The organism is Spirillospora sp. CA-128828, assembly GCF_050945415.1.
In the GTDB taxonomy this organism is placed as follows: Bacteria; Actinomycetota; Actinomycetes; order Streptosporangiales; family Streptosporangiaceae; genus Spirillospora.
Genome location: NZ_CP191986.1, coordinates 9,277,789 through 9,293,620 on the forward strand (window position 1 = coordinate 9,277,789; position 15,832 = coordinate 9,293,620).

Consider the following 15,832-nt stretch of genomic DNA (forward strand, 5'->3'; position numbering starts at 1 on the left):
CCGACCTGCTCACGATGCGCATCCAGACCACTTTTCTCGCACACGTCTTGTCACGGTGATGACAAGACTCTGCAGTAGCCAATGTGGCGTGATGGGATAGTCGGTGTACCCCGGCCCGGAGTCAGGGCTGAGTAACGAGATGCGAACCAATAGTAACAATAGCGACGACTGTTATTAGGGGGAAGCGGCGGATTTCCCGCGGGCGGTGCGGGAGTTCACGCCGCACGGACTGTTGACCCGCGGCCGATACCGATGGGCGCTGGCGGTGGTGGCCGTCAGCGCATTCATGATCACCATGGACAACACGGTGGTCGCGAACGCGCTGCCCACCATCATGAGCGACCTCGGCATGTCCAACTCCGCCAAGGACTGGGTCGCGACCGGCTACATCCTGATGTTCTCCTGCCTGATGGTCGCGGGCGGGCGGCTCACCGACGTCTACGGCTGCCGCGTCACCTTCGTGTCCGGGATGGTCGTCTTCACCGCCGCGTCCGCCGTCTGCGGTCTCGCCCCCGACTCCGCGACCCTCATCCTCGCCCGCGTCGCGCAGGGCGCCGGCGCGGCCCTCGCGCTGCCCGCGACGCAGGTCATGGTCACCGTCGGACGCACCGACAAGCAGCGTTCCCTCGGCACGATCGTCTGGGTCGGCGCCGCCTCCAGCGCCACCGCCCTCGGCCCCACCATCGGCGGGTTCATCGTCCAGCAGTGGGACTGGGGCTGGATCTTCCTGATCAACATCGTGCCGGGCGTCCTGGTCGTCCTGCTCGGCCTCGTCGTCCTCACCGGCAAGGGCGACAACCGCGACGCCCGCGTCGACCTGCCGGGCGTGCTCATCTCCGCCACCATGCTGTTCGCGTTCACCTACGGGCTGGAGTCGGGGAACAAGCACGGCTGGGCCGACCCGTCCGTGATCAGCGTGTTCGTGCTGGCCGCCATCGCGCTGACCTGCTTCGTCCTGGTGGAGAGCTGGGCCCCGGACCCGATGATCAACCTCCGGTTCTTCCGCAACCGGGTGTTCGCGGGCGGGCTGCTCTCCCAGATGCTCTACGGCATCGGCTTCAACGGGATGATCTTCTACTCGGCGACGTTCCTGCAGCGCTTCCTCGGCTTCTCGCCCCCCAAGGCGGGCCTGGTGATGCTGCCCCCGTCGATCGCCATCATGGTGATGACGCCGGTCGCGTTCTGGCTGGCCGCCAAACTCGGCCCCCGTCCGGCGATCGGCGGCGGTCTCGCCCTGATGGCCTTCGGCATGTTCCTGTTCTCCACCATCCAGCAGGGCGACCAGTACGCCGACCTCATGCCCGGCGTCCTCATCGTCGGTGTCGGCGCCGCGATGGGCATGCCGCTCGTCATGTACGTCCTGAAGGCCGTCCCGGAAGACCAGGCGGGCGTCGCGAGCGGCATCATCAACGTGATCCGCGAAGCCTCGGGCGCGTTCGGCATCGCGATCCTCGGCCTCCTCATCCACCACGTCCCGGGCGAGGGCGCGAGCGCCGCGGAACTGGAGACGTTCCGCGGCGGCACCGCCTCCGGCCTCGTCCTCGGCGCCGCCCTCGTCCTCATCGGCGGCCTGATCAGCGGCTTCACCCTGCCCAGCCGGCGCGGCTGGATGGGCCCGAAGCACGGCAGGTCGTCCCCTCTCGTCACCGAGGAGCCGGCACGCCGCCCGGGCCCTGCCGCGGCGCCCCGCGACCCCGTCCCGGCCCTCGCCGCACCGGCCACCGTGACCGGCGCCGCACCGCTCAACGAGCCCTTCCCGCTCCCCCTCACCTGGGAGGACGACCCCATGCCGACCTCCACCCCGGGCCCGCACTGGTGGACCGACACCGACCCCAAGCCGCCCGAGGACGCCGCCACCTGGACCACCGGCCCAGCGGAGTCCCTGCCGACCCTCTGGCCGGCTCCCCCGTCCACACCCCCGGCACCCCCCAAGGCAGATGACGACGTCGATGGCGAGCTGGAGCGGCCCGCGCCTCCGGACGGGTGGTACGAGCCCTATGTTCCGGAGGAACGTTCGGCGGAGGAGCCCCACACCGCCCCCCGCAACGACGCCTGGTAGGAGACGACGTGAGCCGAATCGTGATCTTCGCGGCGGGGTCGCGGGGGGACATACAGCCCTGCGTCGCGCTCGGACGGGCGCTGCGGGCGCGGGGCGACGATGTGCGGCTGGTGGCGAGTGCGCGGTACTCGCCGATGGCCGCGGCGGCGGGGCTGGAACTCGCGCCGCTGACGGCGGATCCGGCGGAGATACTCGAATCGGATGCCGGGCAGGAGTTGCTGGCCGGCGGCCGGAATCCGGTGAAGTTCCTTGGCGGGTTCCGGCGGATAATCGGGCCGATGGCCGAACGGCTATTGGCGGAATGTTCCGACGCCTGCAAGGGCGCCGATCTGATCATCGGGCCCACCCTCGGTTTCCTTCCCCGGCACATTGGTGAGCACCTCGGCGTTCCCTGGGCGCTGATTCATTTTCAGCCGAGCGAGCCGACCGGCGCGTTTCCGCATCCGTTCGTTCCGCAGGCGCGGCTGCTCGGTCCGTGGGCGAATCGGGCCAGCTTCCGCGCGATCGATCAGATCGCGTGGCAGTTGTCCCGCCCTTTCATCAACCCCTGGCGGGAGGAGTCGCTGGGGCTGCGGAGGCTGCCGTTGCGGGGCGAGCGGGCGGCCGGTGGCCCGGTACTGGCGTGCTTCAGTCCGGCGGTCGTTCCGAGGCCCCGGGATTGGGCCGCCAATGTGAACATGACCGGTTACTGGTTTCTCGATGAGCCTGATTGGCGGCCTCCCGGGGAGCTCGCGGAGTTTCTGGCGGCAGGCCCCGCACCGGTGTACGTCGGGTTCGGAAGCATGGTGCCGAAGGACGCCGAGATGACCGGGATGGTCGTGCGGGCGGCACTGAAGCTCGCGGGCGTCCGCGGCGTTGTCCAGGGTGACCCGGCGAGTTCGGACGACCGTGTCTTCGCCGTCCAGGACGTCCCGCATTCGTGGCTGTTCCCGCGAATGGCGGCCGTCGTGCATCACGGGGGCGCCGGCACGACCGCGGCCGGGCTGCGGGCCGGGGTGCCGACGGTGGTGTGCCCGTTCTTCGGTGACCAGCCGTACTGGGGCGAGCGGGTCGCGGCGCTGGGCGCGGGGCCCGCCCCGTTGCCGTTCCGGGCGATGACGGTGCCCCGGCTCGCCCGGAAGATCCGGCGGGCCGTCCGGGATCAGGCGATGGCCGACCGGGCGGGCGAACTAGGGTGGCTCATCCGGGACGAGGACGGCGTGCGGAATGCGCTGCGGATCATCGACTCGCTCCCCTGAATGCGCATACCTTTCGATCATGGATGAGCTCGACCTCCTCGAACGCTCCGACGGGCCGGTCACCCGCCGCGGACTCGTCCGCGGCCTGTCCGGGCTCGGCCTGGCCGGCGGGGACATCGTGATGTTCCACACCCGGATGTCGTCGCTGGGATACGTCGCCGGCGGCCCTCAGACGGTCATTGATGCGCTGCGGGACACCGTCGGCGACAGCGGCACCCTGATGGTCACCTGCGGCTGGAACGACGCCCTGCCCTACGACTTCGGCGACTGGCCCGCGGAATGGCAGGCCGCCGTGCGCGCCGAGCATCCCGCCTTCGATCCGCGGCTCAGTGAGGGCGACCACGACAACGGCCGGCTGCCCGAGGCGCTGCGACGGCGGCCGGGCGCGGTACGCAGCCGCCACCCCGACGCCAGCTTCGCCGCCCTCGGTCCGGCGGCGCACTCCCTGATGGACGACCACCCCTGGGACGACCCGCACGGTCCCGGCAGCCCCCTTGCCCGTCTCACCGCCATGGGCGGCCGGGTCCTTCTGCTGGGGGCGCCGTTGGACACCCTCACCCTCCTGCACCACGCGGAGGCACTCGCCAAGGCGCCGGGGAAGCGATTCGTCGACTACGAACAACCCATCACCGTGAACGGCGACCGCGTCTGGCGGCATTTTCACGACATCGACTCCGAGGACGGCGCTTTCGACTACAGCCCGGTCGTGCCGGAGGGGCAGGACCCCTTCGAGGCCATCACCCGCGACATGATCGATGCCGGGCATGGACGGCAGGGGAAGGTCGGCGCCGCCACGAGCCACCTGTTCGAGGCGTCCGACGTGGTGGACTTCGGCGTCGACTGGATCGAGAGCAAGCTCGCGTGACCGGCCGGCAGAGGCCATGACCGCGTCAGGCGGGGCTGTCCTCTTCGCCCCAGTGCCACCCTGAACCGTCCGGGTTGGGGACGACCACTCGCCTCGTGTGCGAGGCGAGCGGCGGCCTCGGTCGCGGCGGACCGTCCGCCCACGGCGCCCACGGCGCCTGCTCGACCGCGTTCGCCTGGGAGGCGGGCCTGGCCTGCGACCTCGTGGTGCCCGCCTCTTCCCAGTGGAGGGCGTAGGGGAAGGGTTGCTCGTCCGGAAGGCGGGGTGGGGCCACGGCGCCGCCTGACGGCGCCAGGACGGCGCGTTCGCGGAGGTCCATGCGGGCGTGCAGGCCCGCGAGGAAGCCCGGGAGCCACCAGTTGGCCGCGCCCATGAAGCGCATCGTGGCCGGGACGAGGAGGGAGCGGACGAGCGCGGCGTCCACGACGACCGCGACGAACATGCCGACGCCGATCAGCTTCACGACCGTGATTCCCGCCATGCTGAAAGCGGCGATGACCAGGAGGAACAGCAGCGCGGCGCTGGTGATGATGCCGCCCGTGTGCTGCATGCCGGACGCGACGGCGACACGGTTGTCGTGGGTGAGGTCCCATTCCTCGCGGATGCGGCTGAGCAGGAAGACCTCGTAGTCCATGGACAGGCCGAACACGACCGCCAGGATGAGGATCATGCTCGTGGCCTCGACGCCGCCGGTCGGAGTGAAGTCCAGCAGCCCGGCGAGGTGCCCGTACTGGAAGCCCCACACGATCGCGCCGAACGAGGCGCCGATCGACAGGACGTTCATGACGATCGCCTTCAACGGCAGGACGATCGACCCGAAGAACATGAACAGCAGGATGAACGTGGCGATCCCGACGACGAGCGCCATCTTGGGCAGGGACTTCATCAGGCTCGACATCAGGTCCATCTGCGCGGCCGTGCTGCCGCCGACGTCGATGTGCATCGGGTAGCCGTCCTTGGACAGGCTCATCCCGCGGATCTTCGTGACGAGGTCCTGGGCGTGCTGGTCCATCGGCTCGTACTTGTGCGTGACGGAGATGCGCACGCCCCCATAGGAACCCGAATAGCCCGTGTACTGGGCTTCGGTGACACCTGGGAGGGCTGCCAGGCGCTTCCTGAACTGTTCCAGGTAGGGCGGGATGGGATCGCCCTTTCCCGAGGGCGTCCAGTCGCGCGGGATGAGGTCGCCCGACACGACGACGTCGATGGGTTCGGCGGACCCGTTGGGGAAGTCCTTCTTGACCGTCTCGACCACGGCGCGCGTCGGGCTGTCCTTGGGCAGGACGCGGGCGTCCACGCTGCCGAACTGGACGTTCAGGAACGGCCCGAACATCACGGCAAGGATGACGAGCACGACGGCGAAGTACGGCAGCGGATGCTTCATCACGCTGTGGCCGAGCCTGTACCAGAAGCCGCTGTCCGGGTCTCGCTGCGCGCGCTTGGATGTGGGACGCCGCCACGGCATCCGTCCGAATTCGACGCGCGGCCCTAGGAGCGCCAGGAGAGTCGGCAACAAGACCGTGGCTCCGAACACGGCCACCATGACGGTGGCTATTCCGGCGAGCCCGATCGTCCTGAGGAACATCTGCGGGAACAGAAGAAGCCCGGCGAGAGCGGCCGATACGGTGATGCCGCTGACCATGATGGTGCGGCCCGCGGTCGCCATGGTCGCGGCCAGAGCCGCCTCACGAACGGGCTTGAGCGCCGTCCTGTGCGCGTTCTTCGCGGCCTTGCGCGCAGCCTTGTCGGCTTCCCCTTTCCACGGTTTGCCCTGGGGCAGTCCTTGCGCGGCCATGCCGCGCTGTAGCTCTTCCCGGAAGCGGCTGATGATGAAGAGCGAGTAGTCGATCGCGAGACCGACACCCATCATGGTGACGACCTCTAGGGCGAACGACGTCACATCGGCGGCATACGTCACCACATGGAGGACGGCCAGTCCGCCGATCATCGAGAACGCGGCCACGGCCATCGGCAGGAACGACGCCGTCAAGGCACCGAACAGGATGACGAGCAAGATGAGCAGGGGCAGCGCGGTGATGGTCTCCGCACGGACGATGTCGGTGACGACCTGCTTGCCGAACTCCTCACCCAGCGGAATGTTGCCGCCGTACTGGACGCGCAGCCCTGGCACCGCCAGGCGGTCCTTGATGGCGTGGTAGTTCTCTATCTGGGCCGCACCGTCCTTGCCGCGCAGTTTTATCGCGACGAACGTGGAGCGCCGGTCGTGGGACGCGAACGAGTGCGCGGCCTTACCGTCGAACGACCAGTACGAGATGATCTCCTCGACCTGGTCCTTGGGCAGGCGCGCGATGGTCGTGACGACAGCGGACTCGTAGCGCGGGTCGTCCACCGTCAGGGTGTCGCTCGTATAGAGAACGAGAACGTCGGGGTTGGTGCTGCCGAAGTAGGTCGCGCCCAGCTTGGCGACGAGTGTCGACGACGCGTCCGGGTCCTCGAAGCCGCCCTCCTTGAACTTGGAGAACACGCCCAGTCCCCAGGCGCCCGCGACCACGGTCATGACCAGGATCAGGACAAGGCTGGTCCAGCGTCGCCGGTGGATGAGACGCCCCAGCCCCGAAAGCATGATCCTCCTGTTTCGCCACGGCCTCCTGGGAGCTCCCTTGCTCCCGGTGACCGCTCTTCCGTGGTCACTTACGAGACGCCAGGCGGGCCGTGGTCGTTGCCAGGTCCCCGTCCAGATAGCGCTGCCGAGTCGCCGCGCGTGCGATCTTTCCGCTGGACGTCCGGGAGACGCCACCCGGTTCGATCAAGACGAAGTCGTGGACGCTCATCTCGTGCTCGACGTTGATGGCTCCACGCACGGCCGACTCCACCTCGTCCACGTCCAGACGTCCGAGAGGAACACGACGGTTGCGTTCGGCGACCACGACCAGGCGCTCGGTCTCCTCCCCCGTGAGCGCGAAGGCGGCAACGTATTCGGGACGGATCGCCGGGTGCGCCTCCTGGGTGGTGACCTCGATGTCCTGCGGATAGTGGTTGCGGCCGTCCACGATGACGAGATCCTTGATGCGGCCCGTGACGTACAACTCGCCGCCGTGGACGACACCGTAGTCACCGGACTTCATCCAAGGTCCGGACGGCAACTCCCCAGGCTCGGACAGTTCGCCGCCGAACGTGTCCTGGCTGCGCTCGGAGTTGCGCCAGTAGCCGAGTGCCGTATTGGGGCCGTGCACCCAGATCTCGCCGACCCTCCCGTCCGGCTGCTCGGCGCACGTCTCGGGGTCGACGATCGCGACGATCTGCCCGGACGGGCGCCCGCACGACACCAGGGCGCTGGTCCCCTCGCCGTCCTTGTCGCGGAGCCGCAGGTCGCCCTGGGCGAGCGCGTCCCGGTCGACGGAGATGACCTTCGGCGGGACGTCCTCCGCCGCCGCGGTGACGAACACCGTCGCCTCGGCCAGTCCGTATCCCGGGGCCTGCGCGCCCGGCCGCAGCCCGGCCGGGGCGAGCGCGTCCGCGAAGGTGGACAGCGTCGCCGTCCGGATCGGCTCGGCCCCGTTCAGGCACGTCGTCAGCCCGGACAGGTCCAGGCCGGCGACCTTCTCCGGTGAGGCCATGGACGCGACGTACTCGTAGGCGAAGTTCGGCCCCGCGGTGTACACGTTCTTGCCCGGGCGCTCCGCGATCAGCTGAAGCCACCGCATCGGGTTCATGATGAACGAGACGGGATCGGTGTAGATCGCGTGGTCGCCGCGCACCAGCGGCAGCGCCATCGTCGCGATCAGGCCCATGTCGTGGAACAGCGGCAGCCAGCTCACCAGTTCGGGATCCGGCTTCTCGGGCGCCCACCCGGCCCACAACTGCGCGGCGTTCGCCGTCACGTTCCCGTGGGTGATCTCCACTCCGGCCGGGCGGCGCGTCGACCCCGACGTGTACTGCAGGTAGGCGACGTCGTCGAAGGCGATCGGCTCGTCCTCCCACCGGTCCGCCAGGGATAGGTCGATCTCCTCGGCGAACACGACCTCCTTCGGCCGCGGGACGTCGTGGTCGGCGAGGAACTTCTCCACGTGCGGCAGCGCGTTCCGCGTCGTGACGATCACCGCGGGTTCGGCGTCGGCGTAGGCGCCGATCAGCCGGTCAGCGTGCCCGGGCAGGTCCGGCGAGAACAGCGGCACCGCGATGACGTGCGAGTACAGGGCGCCGAGCATGGTCATCATGTATTCGAGCGTCTGCGGCAGCAGCAGCGCGGCCCGCTCCCCGGGCCCGGTGACCTGCCGGAGCGTCACGGCGGTGGCCCGGGCGCGCCGGTCCGCCTCGGCCCAGCTCAGCGTGCGGTGCGCGCCGGACGGGTCCGCCGAGTAGTCGACGAAGGTGAAGGCCGGGGCGTCCGGCTTCTCCCTCGCCCACCTCGCGATCCGCTCGATCAGCGGAGTCCGGCCGGAGCCGCCGGGCAGGAGTTCGGGAAGCAGCGAGCCCAAAGCCATTGATCATCTCCCGAGGAGCCGGGCCGGGTGCGGCGCCGTGAGGGGGTGACGCCGCCGGCCGAGGTGCGCCGCGCCTGCCGGACGACCGTGTCCGGACGCCCCTGGCGACCAGCGATGATCGTCAAGCTACCGGATGGTAGTCAGTGCGCGATATTAGCTCGCGGTCACATTCGCCAAAGCGCTGTTTGTCACCGCCGTGACAAGAGGAATTTCCCCTTTACATCTGGGGATCCGGCTGGTCACCGACCGTGCCCGGGGCTACGAGAAGATCTGTTGCACGATGCCCCGGCGATGCCGTCCCTGATAGGTCGTCTCGGGGTTCACCTCGTCCGGAAGCTCCGCCAGGTAACGACTCTCGGCGTCGATCAGCTGTTCCAACTCGCCGCGATCGAGAAACACGCCCTTGCACCCCGGACATTCCTCGATCACGACCCCGCGGCGTTCATGGGTGTCGAGCTTCGACTCGCACTTCGGGCACTGCAGCGTCGCGTCTGACATACCGGATCCCCTGTCCGTCACGACAGTGTTTACCGCCAGGCGGTCAGCTTACTGACACCGGACCCCATTTGGGGTGGTACCGGGACACTCAACCGCCGATTCGGTTGTCCGGAACCGGCACACCACCGTTCGCGTCGTCCCGGCCCCTGCGCCGACGTCACCCCGTCCAGTCCTCGGGCGTGCCGGACCTGGCGCGGCCGAGCGCGATCCGGCGCCGCCACAGCGCGATGCACGCGGCGGCCCACAGCAACCCGATCTCGGCCACGAGCGCCACGCCGACGACGGCCGCCCAGTCCGTCTCGTCCCCTTCTTCCATCCCGGCCGGGGACATCAGGGTCATCTGGCTCTCCCCACCGGCTGCCTGCGTCTGCGACGGAGCGGTCAACGGCGGCAGCACCACCGCGTCCGGCCCCGGAACCGACGGCGCGGGCATCGACGGCTCCGGCGCGTCCGGCATTTCGGGGACGCTGGGCACTCCATCGCCCGGAGCGGCCTCATCCGGGCAGCCCGCACCATCGCAGGGCGCCGGGCCGTCCCCTCGCGGCGTCCCACCGCCGGACCACGGAACCGGCGAACACGACCACCCGGGCGCACAGTGCGAAGACGCGCTACCACCACCTGGCTGGGAACCCGCGCTCGGCTTTCCCTCAGACGGCTGGACCGCAGGACACGGCCCGCCCCTGTTTCCTCCGCAGTCGTTGGGTTTACCGCCCCCGCCTGACTGAGTGCCCCCTCCCGGCGTTCCGCTGGAGCAAGGCCCATGACAACCACCCGGGCTCGGCCTAACCCCAGACGACCTGGGCTTGCCGGCCCCGCCCGGCTGGGGGCCTGCGGTCGGCTTCCCCCCGGACGGCTGGACGGCAGGACACCCGCCATTGGTTCCTGCGCAGTCGGTGGGTTCGCCGCCCCCGCCAGGCTGAGTGGGCCCTCCCGGCTTTCCGCTCGGGCAAGGCCCAGAACAACCCCCGGGGCTCGGCCTCACGCCAGACGACCTGGGCTTGCCGCCCCCGCCCGGCTGGGGGCCTGCGGTCGGCTTCCCCCCGGACGGCTGGACCGCAGGACACCCGCCATTGGTTCCTGCGCAGCCGGTGGGTTTGCCGCTCACGCTGGGCTGGGTGCTCGCTTCCGGCGTTCCGCTGGAGCAAGGCCCATGACAACCACCCGGGCTCGGCCTAACCCCAGACGACCTGGGCTTGCCCGCCCCGCCCGGCTGGGGGCCTGCGGTCGGCTTCTCTCCAGATGGCTGGACCGCAGGACACGGCGCCCCCGTGTTTCCTGCGCAGCCGGTGGGTTTGCCGCTCGGGCTCGGCTTCGGACCGGACGGCCGGGGGGCGGGGCGGCCTTGGACGCTGGGGTGCTTGCCGGGTTCGGCCCCGGAGGGCCGGGGTGTAGCGGCAGGGTGGTCCTTGCGGGGGTCCGGGGCGGTTCCGGAGAAGTCGAACACCGCTCGGGTCGACCGGCCGGGGGCATTGGAGGCGTCCGCCACGGCGACGATGGCCAAGGGTCTCGCGGACGGTCCCGACACCATCGACGCAGGGATGCGTACAGTGCCCGTCCGCGCACGGGGGTCCGCACTGACGTCGCCTAGGGCGCAGCGCAGTTCGCGGCGGGTTTCGGTTTCTGAGCACTCCGGTGAGTGGTTCGTCCAAGAGAGTGGACGCTCGGCAGTGAGGCGCAACGCGACCTGATGCGCGACGCCGCCTTGGGCCCGCAGACGGACCGTGTACGCGAGTGCGTAGTCCTGTCCGAGGGTCGTGGCACCGTGGGTCGCCGTGTCCATGAGTAAGCGGACCGCCGACGGGTGTCCGTCCGGTACGGCTTGGGCGGCTGGGCTCGTCACCATCAGCGGCACGGCCAGCGCACCACTCGCCGCGGTCGCGCCCCAGCGTCTTCTTCGGCGCCCCTCTCGCACTCGATCCCCCTAGCGTTTCCTTACGGCTGCCAGGGGGCGGCGACGTGGCGCCGGGCACAGACAGTTATTGCCAGGTCATCCACGCGAGTAACGTGCATCACTCTGGCAACTCGCTGTCTTTCGCATAGCGAAATCAATTCTCCGTAGAATCGGGTGGGTTGCAGGGGAGAGGAGACACGGGGTGGCGGAGGCCGTTCGGTCGCTGGAGCGTGCGTTCGATCTGCTGGAGCATCTGGCGGACGCGGGGGGCGAGATGGCGCTGTCGGAGCTGACGGAGGTCTCCGGGCTGCCGATGCCGACGATCTACCGGCTCATGCGGACGCTGGTGAACCAGGGCTACGTGCGTCAGGAGCCGTCCAAGCGCTACGCCTTGGGGCCGCGGCTCATCAGACTCGGCGAGGGCGCGAGCCGCCTGCTGGGCACATGGGCGCGTCCGGTGCTGGCCCGGCTGGTGGACGAGGTCGGCGAGACGGCCAACATGGCCGTCCTCGAAGGCGACGAGGCCGTGTACGTCGCGCAGGCGCCGTCCAAGCACTCGATGCGCATGTTCACCGAGGTGGGACGGCGCGTCCAGCCCCATTGCACGGGCGTGGGGAAGGCGCTCCTGTCGCAACTGTCCGACCACCGCGTCAGGGAGATCCTCGCCCGGACGGGTATGGACGCGCACACACCCAAGACCATCACCGACCCAGAGGCGTTGCTGAAAGAACTCGGGAAGATTCGCCAACAGGGTTACGCGCTGGACGACGAGGAGCAGGAGATCGGTGTCCGCTGCGTCGCGGTGGCGCTGCAAGGCGCGCCGACGCTGACGGCGATTTCCGTCTCGGGTCCGTCTGGACGCATGACGCACGAGGCCGTTCCCAACGTCGTCCCCATCATGCGGGACGCAGCGGAGCGCTTCGCCAAGGAACTGGGCCCGACGACATGAAAAGGGCGAGACCACAGGGTGGTCTCGCCCTTGGCGGGAGGTCTAGTCGACCGGTTCGCCGACGATGACGGTGGGGCGTCCGCCGCGCTCCCAGGTGACGAAGTCGCCCGCGGACTTGACGAGGACGGCGGCAAGCCAGAAGGCGAGTCCGGTGTCGTCGGCGAGGCCCGCGATGGGGATCACGTCGGGGATGGCGTCGATCGGGGAGATGATGTAGACGAGGCCTAGGGCGAGCAGTCCGAGCGTCCCGAAGGACATGCCCTTGTACTGCCCGCGGAGGACCGACTTGAGCATCCGGGGAACGGCGCGAATACGCTCCCAGAGCCCGGGGGCTTCGGGCTCCAGCGTCTCGCGGTAGATCTGCCAAGCCTGCCCGGCGGCGGCCGCACTGCGCTTCCTGTCCACCAGTACTCCTCATCCAGATGTCGTGAGGGCGCGCCCCCGCGGCGCCCACGTATGTCTAGGACGTGACGGGTGTCGGATTTGTTCCCTCGAACCGGGCATGAGGCCCGTGTCACAGCCGCGGCGCCCGAACCGGCGCCGGAATGATCGCCGAGGCTTCCTTCCCTTAACGTGCGATCTGGGTTACCACAAGTGAGTTCTTCATCACTCTCCTGGGCAACGTGCGGCGATTCACGGCGTGTTGCCCGGTGTTCGCTGGAAGCATGGGACGTTCGGGAGGAGCGCCGCCTCCCCCGGCACCGACCGGCATGGCCCGTCGAGCATCGCAGGAGCTGACGTATCGATATGAGCGGCGAGCATACGAACCGCCCCGTCCATGGCACCGCAGCAGGCGACGCGTACGTCGCGCTGCCGCCGACCGCGGTCGACGCGTCCGCGTCCGGCCCGACCCGGCTGATCGTGGCCTGGCCAGGGTTCGACCCGCCCCGCACCGCGACCGCGCTCGCGGCGGCGATCCCGATGACGGGCGTGCCGGTGTGGCGCGTCTACCTCGACCTGCCCGGACGCTCGCCCGGCGGTCTCGGCTCGGGCGCGATCCTGGAAACCGAGAACATCGAGGCGTACTGCGTGGCCGTGGAGAACGCCGCCCGGCGGCTACCGGACGCGCTCGCGGAGATCCGCCGCGACCTCTCGATCCCGGACGGGCCGGTCGGGCTGGCCGGCTTCAGCGCCGGCGGAGCCGCCGCGCTGCTGGCCGTGGCACAGGGTGCCGTGCCGGTGAGCACGGTCGCGCTCGTGGCGCCCGTCGTCGCGCCGTCGCGGGCCGCACGCGCGGTGGAGAAGCGGTCCGGCCGCGAACGCGCCTGGACGGACCAGGCCCTCGCGCTGGCCGAACGGCTCGACCTCGGCTCCCACGCCGCGGACATCGCCGGACGGCACGTCCCGGCCCTGCTCATCGGCGGGGCCAAGGACCGTGTCGTCCCCACCCGGGAGATCACGGCGCTCCGCGACCAGCTGCGCAGGCACGGTGGCTCGGTGGAGTCCGCCACGTTCCGCATGGGCCACGCGCTGGCCGCCGAACCGGGCACCGAGCCCCGCCCGCCGATCACCGAGGCGGTCCGGGTGGACGGCGTCCTCACCGACTGGTTCCGCGACCACCTCGCCGATCAGGCACCCCGGGACACGCGCGCGGAGGCCGCTGCCGGCGCCACGCAACCCGTGGATGTTCCACGGGAAACCGCCGACCCGGCCGGCGTCCCGCATTCCGAGGCGGGCGTCACCCAGCCGGTGGACACGCGGCACGGGTCCTGGTCGCCGGGCGGGCAGGAAACCGCCCCGCCGCGGACGGGCGCCGGCGTCGGCCACCGGTCCTGATCGCCCGGCGGGCACGCTCCGGCGCCCGCCGGGCGGGTGAGGGAACCGCGGGGATCAGCGGCGGGACAGCACCTCGTACCGGACGGGGATGATGCCCGCGCCGGTGCCGCCGACCTTCTCCATGGCGGCCCTGGACAGGTCCAGGCAGCGTCCGCCCGCGTACGGGCCGCGGTCGTTGATGCGGACGATGACCGAACGGCCGTTGTTCTTGTTGGTCACGCGGACCTTCGAGCCCATCGGCAGCGTCTTGTGCGCCGCCGTCAGCTCGCTGGGATCGAACGGCTCACCGCTGGCGGTCATCTGCCCCTCCGAGTAGTAGGAGGCCTGGCAGGAACCCGACTTCACGACCTTGTACTGCTTCTTCTTAGCGGGCTTCGCCACCTGCGCGGCGGTCGCGTCGGGCTTCGCCGGCTTCTTTCCGGGGGTCTTCGAAGGCGACGGCTCCGGTGAGCGGGGCTTGCCCCGGCTCACCCGCGGGTCGCCGTCCGGCCGGTCCGCCAGCGGGTCGGGGGTCTGCGGCGTGGACTGCGCCGCCCGCGCCGATTTCGCGGGTCCGTCCGCGCCCGCCAGGGCGAACGCGCCCACTGCCAGGACGGCGACGGCGGCGCCGGAGACGATCAGGATGGTTCGTAGGCGTACGCGAAGAAGACGCCTGACAGGGCTACCCACAGAGGAGTCCTTTGTTAGGGGACAGGACCCCGGACGCCCGGCGTGGCATACCGCCGTTCTCGCGGCGCGGTCGGGCGACGTCGGTCGTCCCCGAATCCCCCGCCGCCCGCGGGCTTCTCAGCCCGCCTCCGCGCCGCTCTCTCAGGCGCGCCCGCGTCGTCGCGGTCCGGCGTCCGGCAGGTGCGGCTGGAAAGGCATCTTCACTTTTCGATCTCTCAGATGCCGCACAAGTCCTTGACCGTACGTTGTGATCCGCGTGAATCAAGCCGCAGGGCCCTGGTTTGTGGGCTTTGTCACCCGAGCCTTTGCCGTGCGAAGCTGATCAACTTCGCTGGGTGACCGCTTTTCAAGATCGTCTTTACCTGCCATAGAACGCGTATCTCGGGCAGATAACAAATGCTCACGACCAAACGGAACGGGGCGTTCCGGTGGAAGACCGCTTCCGCCGGAACGCCCCGTGACGTGGGACGAGAGACCCCGTGTCAGCCGATACCCGGCAGCGCCGGGAGGCCGAGCCCGGGGGCGCCGGGCATGGACAGCGGGCCGTCCGCCGACCTGGCGAGGCGGTTCTTGGCCTTCAGCACGTCCACGACGCTGCCCACCCCGTCCCCGGTCTTGCCGAGCCCGGCACCGACCTTGTTCACGGTGACGTTGGCCTGGCCGAGCACGTCGCGGGACGGCTCCGGAGCGGCGTACCGTCCGGTCGCCGGGACGAGCGAGCCGACCGGCAGCCCGAGGGGGCCACCGCCGAGCGGGGACGGGACGTTCGGCAGCCCGCCGGTCGGGCCCGGGAGGGCCATGCTCACCGGCATCTCCGCCCGGCGGGCGACCGGGAGGCCCGGCCGCGCCCCGGTGAGCTGGCCGATCTTGCCGCCGGGCACCGCCTTGCCGACCTTGCCGGCGTGCCCCAGCAGCGCCCCGCCGGCCTTGCCGGGCCGGACGGGCAGCACCGACCCCGGGTCGCTGTCGAGGCGCCGTGTCACGCCGAGGCAGTCGCCCTTCGGAAGGCCGCCGATCGGGGCCTTGCCGACGGCCGGCAGCCGCGTGTCCGGGTTCAGCTTGCACCCGGCGCGCTCGGCGCGGAGCTTGGACGCCGCCGGAAGGCCATGCCCGGCGGAGGACGCCGGGACCTTGCGGATGACGCCGTCGACGACGCCGGTGCCCGTCTCGACGGTCTGGCCGGCCGTGCCGGTGACGCGGGCCGGGAGCGTCCTCGTGACAGGGGCGGCGGCCGCGGTGGTGTCGTAGAGGAGCGAGGTGGACGGGCCCGGCACCGCGTTCGCCGGTGCGGCCGCCACGGCGAGCGCCGCGACGACCGGAGCGAGGACGGAAAGGCTCAGCAGGCTTTTGGCGGATCGATTCATTCTTTCCCCCCGGGGTTTTTGGGATTGACCCTGCGCGTGTGATTGTGCGCCCGCGCGGCATGCTCATCCGGCGCACCG

At 70.3% G+C, this 15,832-nt stretch carries 12 protein-coding genes; 5 read left to right on the plus strand and 7 right to left on the minus strand.

What is annotated here, in order from left to right; all coding sequences use genetic code 11:
* Window positions 1-295: 295 nt before the first annotated feature.
* The 3 genes from ACQPXG_RS44580 to aac(3) are packed head-to-tail and all read left to right on the plus strand — an operon-like array spanning window position 296 to window position 4,162.
* Window positions 296-2,059 carry a DHA2 family efflux MFS transporter permease subunit gene (locus tag ACQPXG_RS44580; RefSeq protein ID WP_433465182.1) on the plus strand — a complete coding sequence of 588 codons (1,764 nt, stop codon included), beginning with the start codon at window positions 296-298 and terminating at the stop codon, window positions 2,057-2,059.
* A gap of 8 nt (window positions 2,060-2,067) precedes the next feature.
* Window positions 2,068-3,297 carry a glycosyltransferase gene (locus ACQPXG_RS44585; protein WP_433465183.1) on the plus strand — a complete coding sequence of 410 codons (1,230 nt, stop codon included), beginning with the start codon at window positions 2,068-2,070 and terminating at the stop codon, window positions 3,295-3,297.
* Window positions 3,298-3,316: 19 nt separating this feature from the next.
* The gene (gene aac(3), locus ACQPXG_RS44590) at window positions 3,317-4,162 is read left to right on the plus strand and encodes an aminoglycoside 3-N-acetyltransferase (RefSeq protein WP_433465184.1); all 846 of its coding nucleotides are present in this window, start codon (window positions 3,317-3,319) and stop codon (window positions 4,160-4,162) included.
* Between the two features lie 25 nt (window positions 4,163-4,187).
* On the opposite strand, the gene ACQPXG_RS44595 is transcribed toward aac(3), so the two are convergent.
* From ACQPXG_RS44595 to ACQPXG_RS44610, 4 genes are all read right to left on the minus strand, one after another.
* Window positions 4,188-6,746, minus strand: coding sequence for an MMPL family transporter (locus tag ACQPXG_RS44595; RefSeq protein ID WP_433465185.1), 2,559 nt, complete (start codon window positions 6,744-6,746; stop codon window positions 4,188-4,190).
* Between the two features lie 64 nt (window positions 6,747-6,810).
* Window positions 6,811-8,607, minus strand: a complete 1,797-nt coding sequence (locus tag ACQPXG_RS44600) for a fatty acyl-AMP ligase (RefSeq protein ID WP_433465186.1) — start codon at window positions 8,605-8,607, stop codon at window positions 6,811-6,813.
* Window positions 8,608-8,865: 258 nt separating this feature from the next.
* Entirely contained in the window at window positions 8,866-9,105 is a 240-nt protein-coding gene (locus ACQPXG_RS44605) for a zf-TFIIB domain-containing protein (RefSeq protein ID WP_433465187.1), read from the minus strand.
* A 157-nt stretch (window positions 9,106-9,262) separates the two neighbouring features.
* Entirely contained in the window at window positions 9,263-9,562 is a 300-nt protein-coding gene (locus tag ACQPXG_RS44610) for a hypothetical protein (RefSeq protein ID WP_433465188.1), read from the minus strand.
* 1,636 nt (window positions 9,563-11,198) lie between these two features.
* On the opposite strand from ACQPXG_RS44610, the gene ACQPXG_RS44615 reads away from it, so the two are divergent.
* Window positions 11,199-11,945: an IclR family transcriptional regulator gene (locus ACQPXG_RS44615; RefSeq protein WP_433465189.1), complete on the plus strand. Its 747-nt coding sequence runs from the start codon at window positions 11,199-11,201 to the stop codon at window positions 11,943-11,945.
* Between the two features lie 42 nt (window positions 11,946-11,987).
* On the opposite strand, the gene ACQPXG_RS44620 is transcribed toward ACQPXG_RS44615, so the two are convergent.
* Window positions 11,988-12,350, minus strand: a complete 363-nt coding sequence (locus ACQPXG_RS44620) for a YkvA family protein (RefSeq protein WP_433465190.1) — start codon at window positions 12,348-12,350, stop codon at window positions 11,988-11,990.
* Between the two features lie 342 nt (window positions 12,351-12,692).
* Between ACQPXG_RS44620 and ACQPXG_RS44625 the strand changes: the two genes are divergently transcribed.
* Window positions 12,693-13,721 (plus strand): hypothetical protein, encoded by a 1,029-nt coding sequence (locus ACQPXG_RS44625; protein ID WP_433465191.1) that lies wholly within the window; start codon window positions 12,693-12,695, stop codon window positions 13,719-13,721.
* Window positions 13,722-13,775: 54 nt separating this feature from the next.
* On the opposite strand, the gene ACQPXG_RS44630 is transcribed toward ACQPXG_RS44625, so the two are convergent.
* Window positions 13,776-14,390: a septal ring lytic transglycosylase RlpA family protein gene (locus tag ACQPXG_RS44630; protein ID WP_433465192.1), complete on the minus strand. Its 615-nt coding sequence runs from the start codon at window positions 14,388-14,390 to the stop codon at window positions 13,776-13,778.
* A gap of 482 nt (window positions 14,391-14,872) precedes the next feature.
* The gene (locus tag ACQPXG_RS44635) at window positions 14,873-15,754 is read right to left on the minus strand and encodes a hypothetical protein (protein WP_433465193.1); all 882 of its coding nucleotides are present in this window, start codon (window positions 15,752-15,754) and stop codon (window positions 14,873-14,875) included.
* Window positions 15,755-15,832: the final 78 nt, after the last annotated feature.

Coding starts and splice junctions, on each gene's coding strand:
- ACQPXG_RS44625 (WP_433465191.1), top strand. CDS start 12,693: ATGAGCGGCGAGCATACGAACCGCCCCGTCCATGGCACCGCAGCAGGC.
- ACQPXG_RS44635 (WP_433465193.1), bottom strand. CDS start 15,754: ATGAATCGATCCGCCAAAAGCCTGCTGAGCCTTTCCGTCCTCGCTCCG.
- ACQPXG_RS44600 (WP_433465186.1), bottom strand. CDS start 8,607: ATGGCTTTGGGCTCGCTGCTTCCCGAACTCCTGCCCGGCGGCTCCGGC.
- ACQPXG_RS44595 (WP_433465185.1), bottom strand. CDS start 6,746: ATGCTTTCGGGGCTGGGGCGTCTCATCCACCGGCGACGCTGGACCAGC.
- ACQPXG_RS44580 (WP_433465182.1), top strand. CDS start 296: ATGGACAACACGGTGGTCGCGAACGCGCTGCCCACCATCATGAGCGAC.
- ACQPXG_RS44610 (WP_433465188.1), bottom strand. CDS start 9,562: ATGCCGGACGCGCCGGAGCCGTCGATGCCCGCGCCGTCGGTTCCGGGG.
- ACQPXG_RS44605 (WP_433465187.1), bottom strand. CDS start 9,105: ATGTCAGACGCGACGCTGCAGTGCCCGAAGTGCGAGTCGAAGCTCGAC.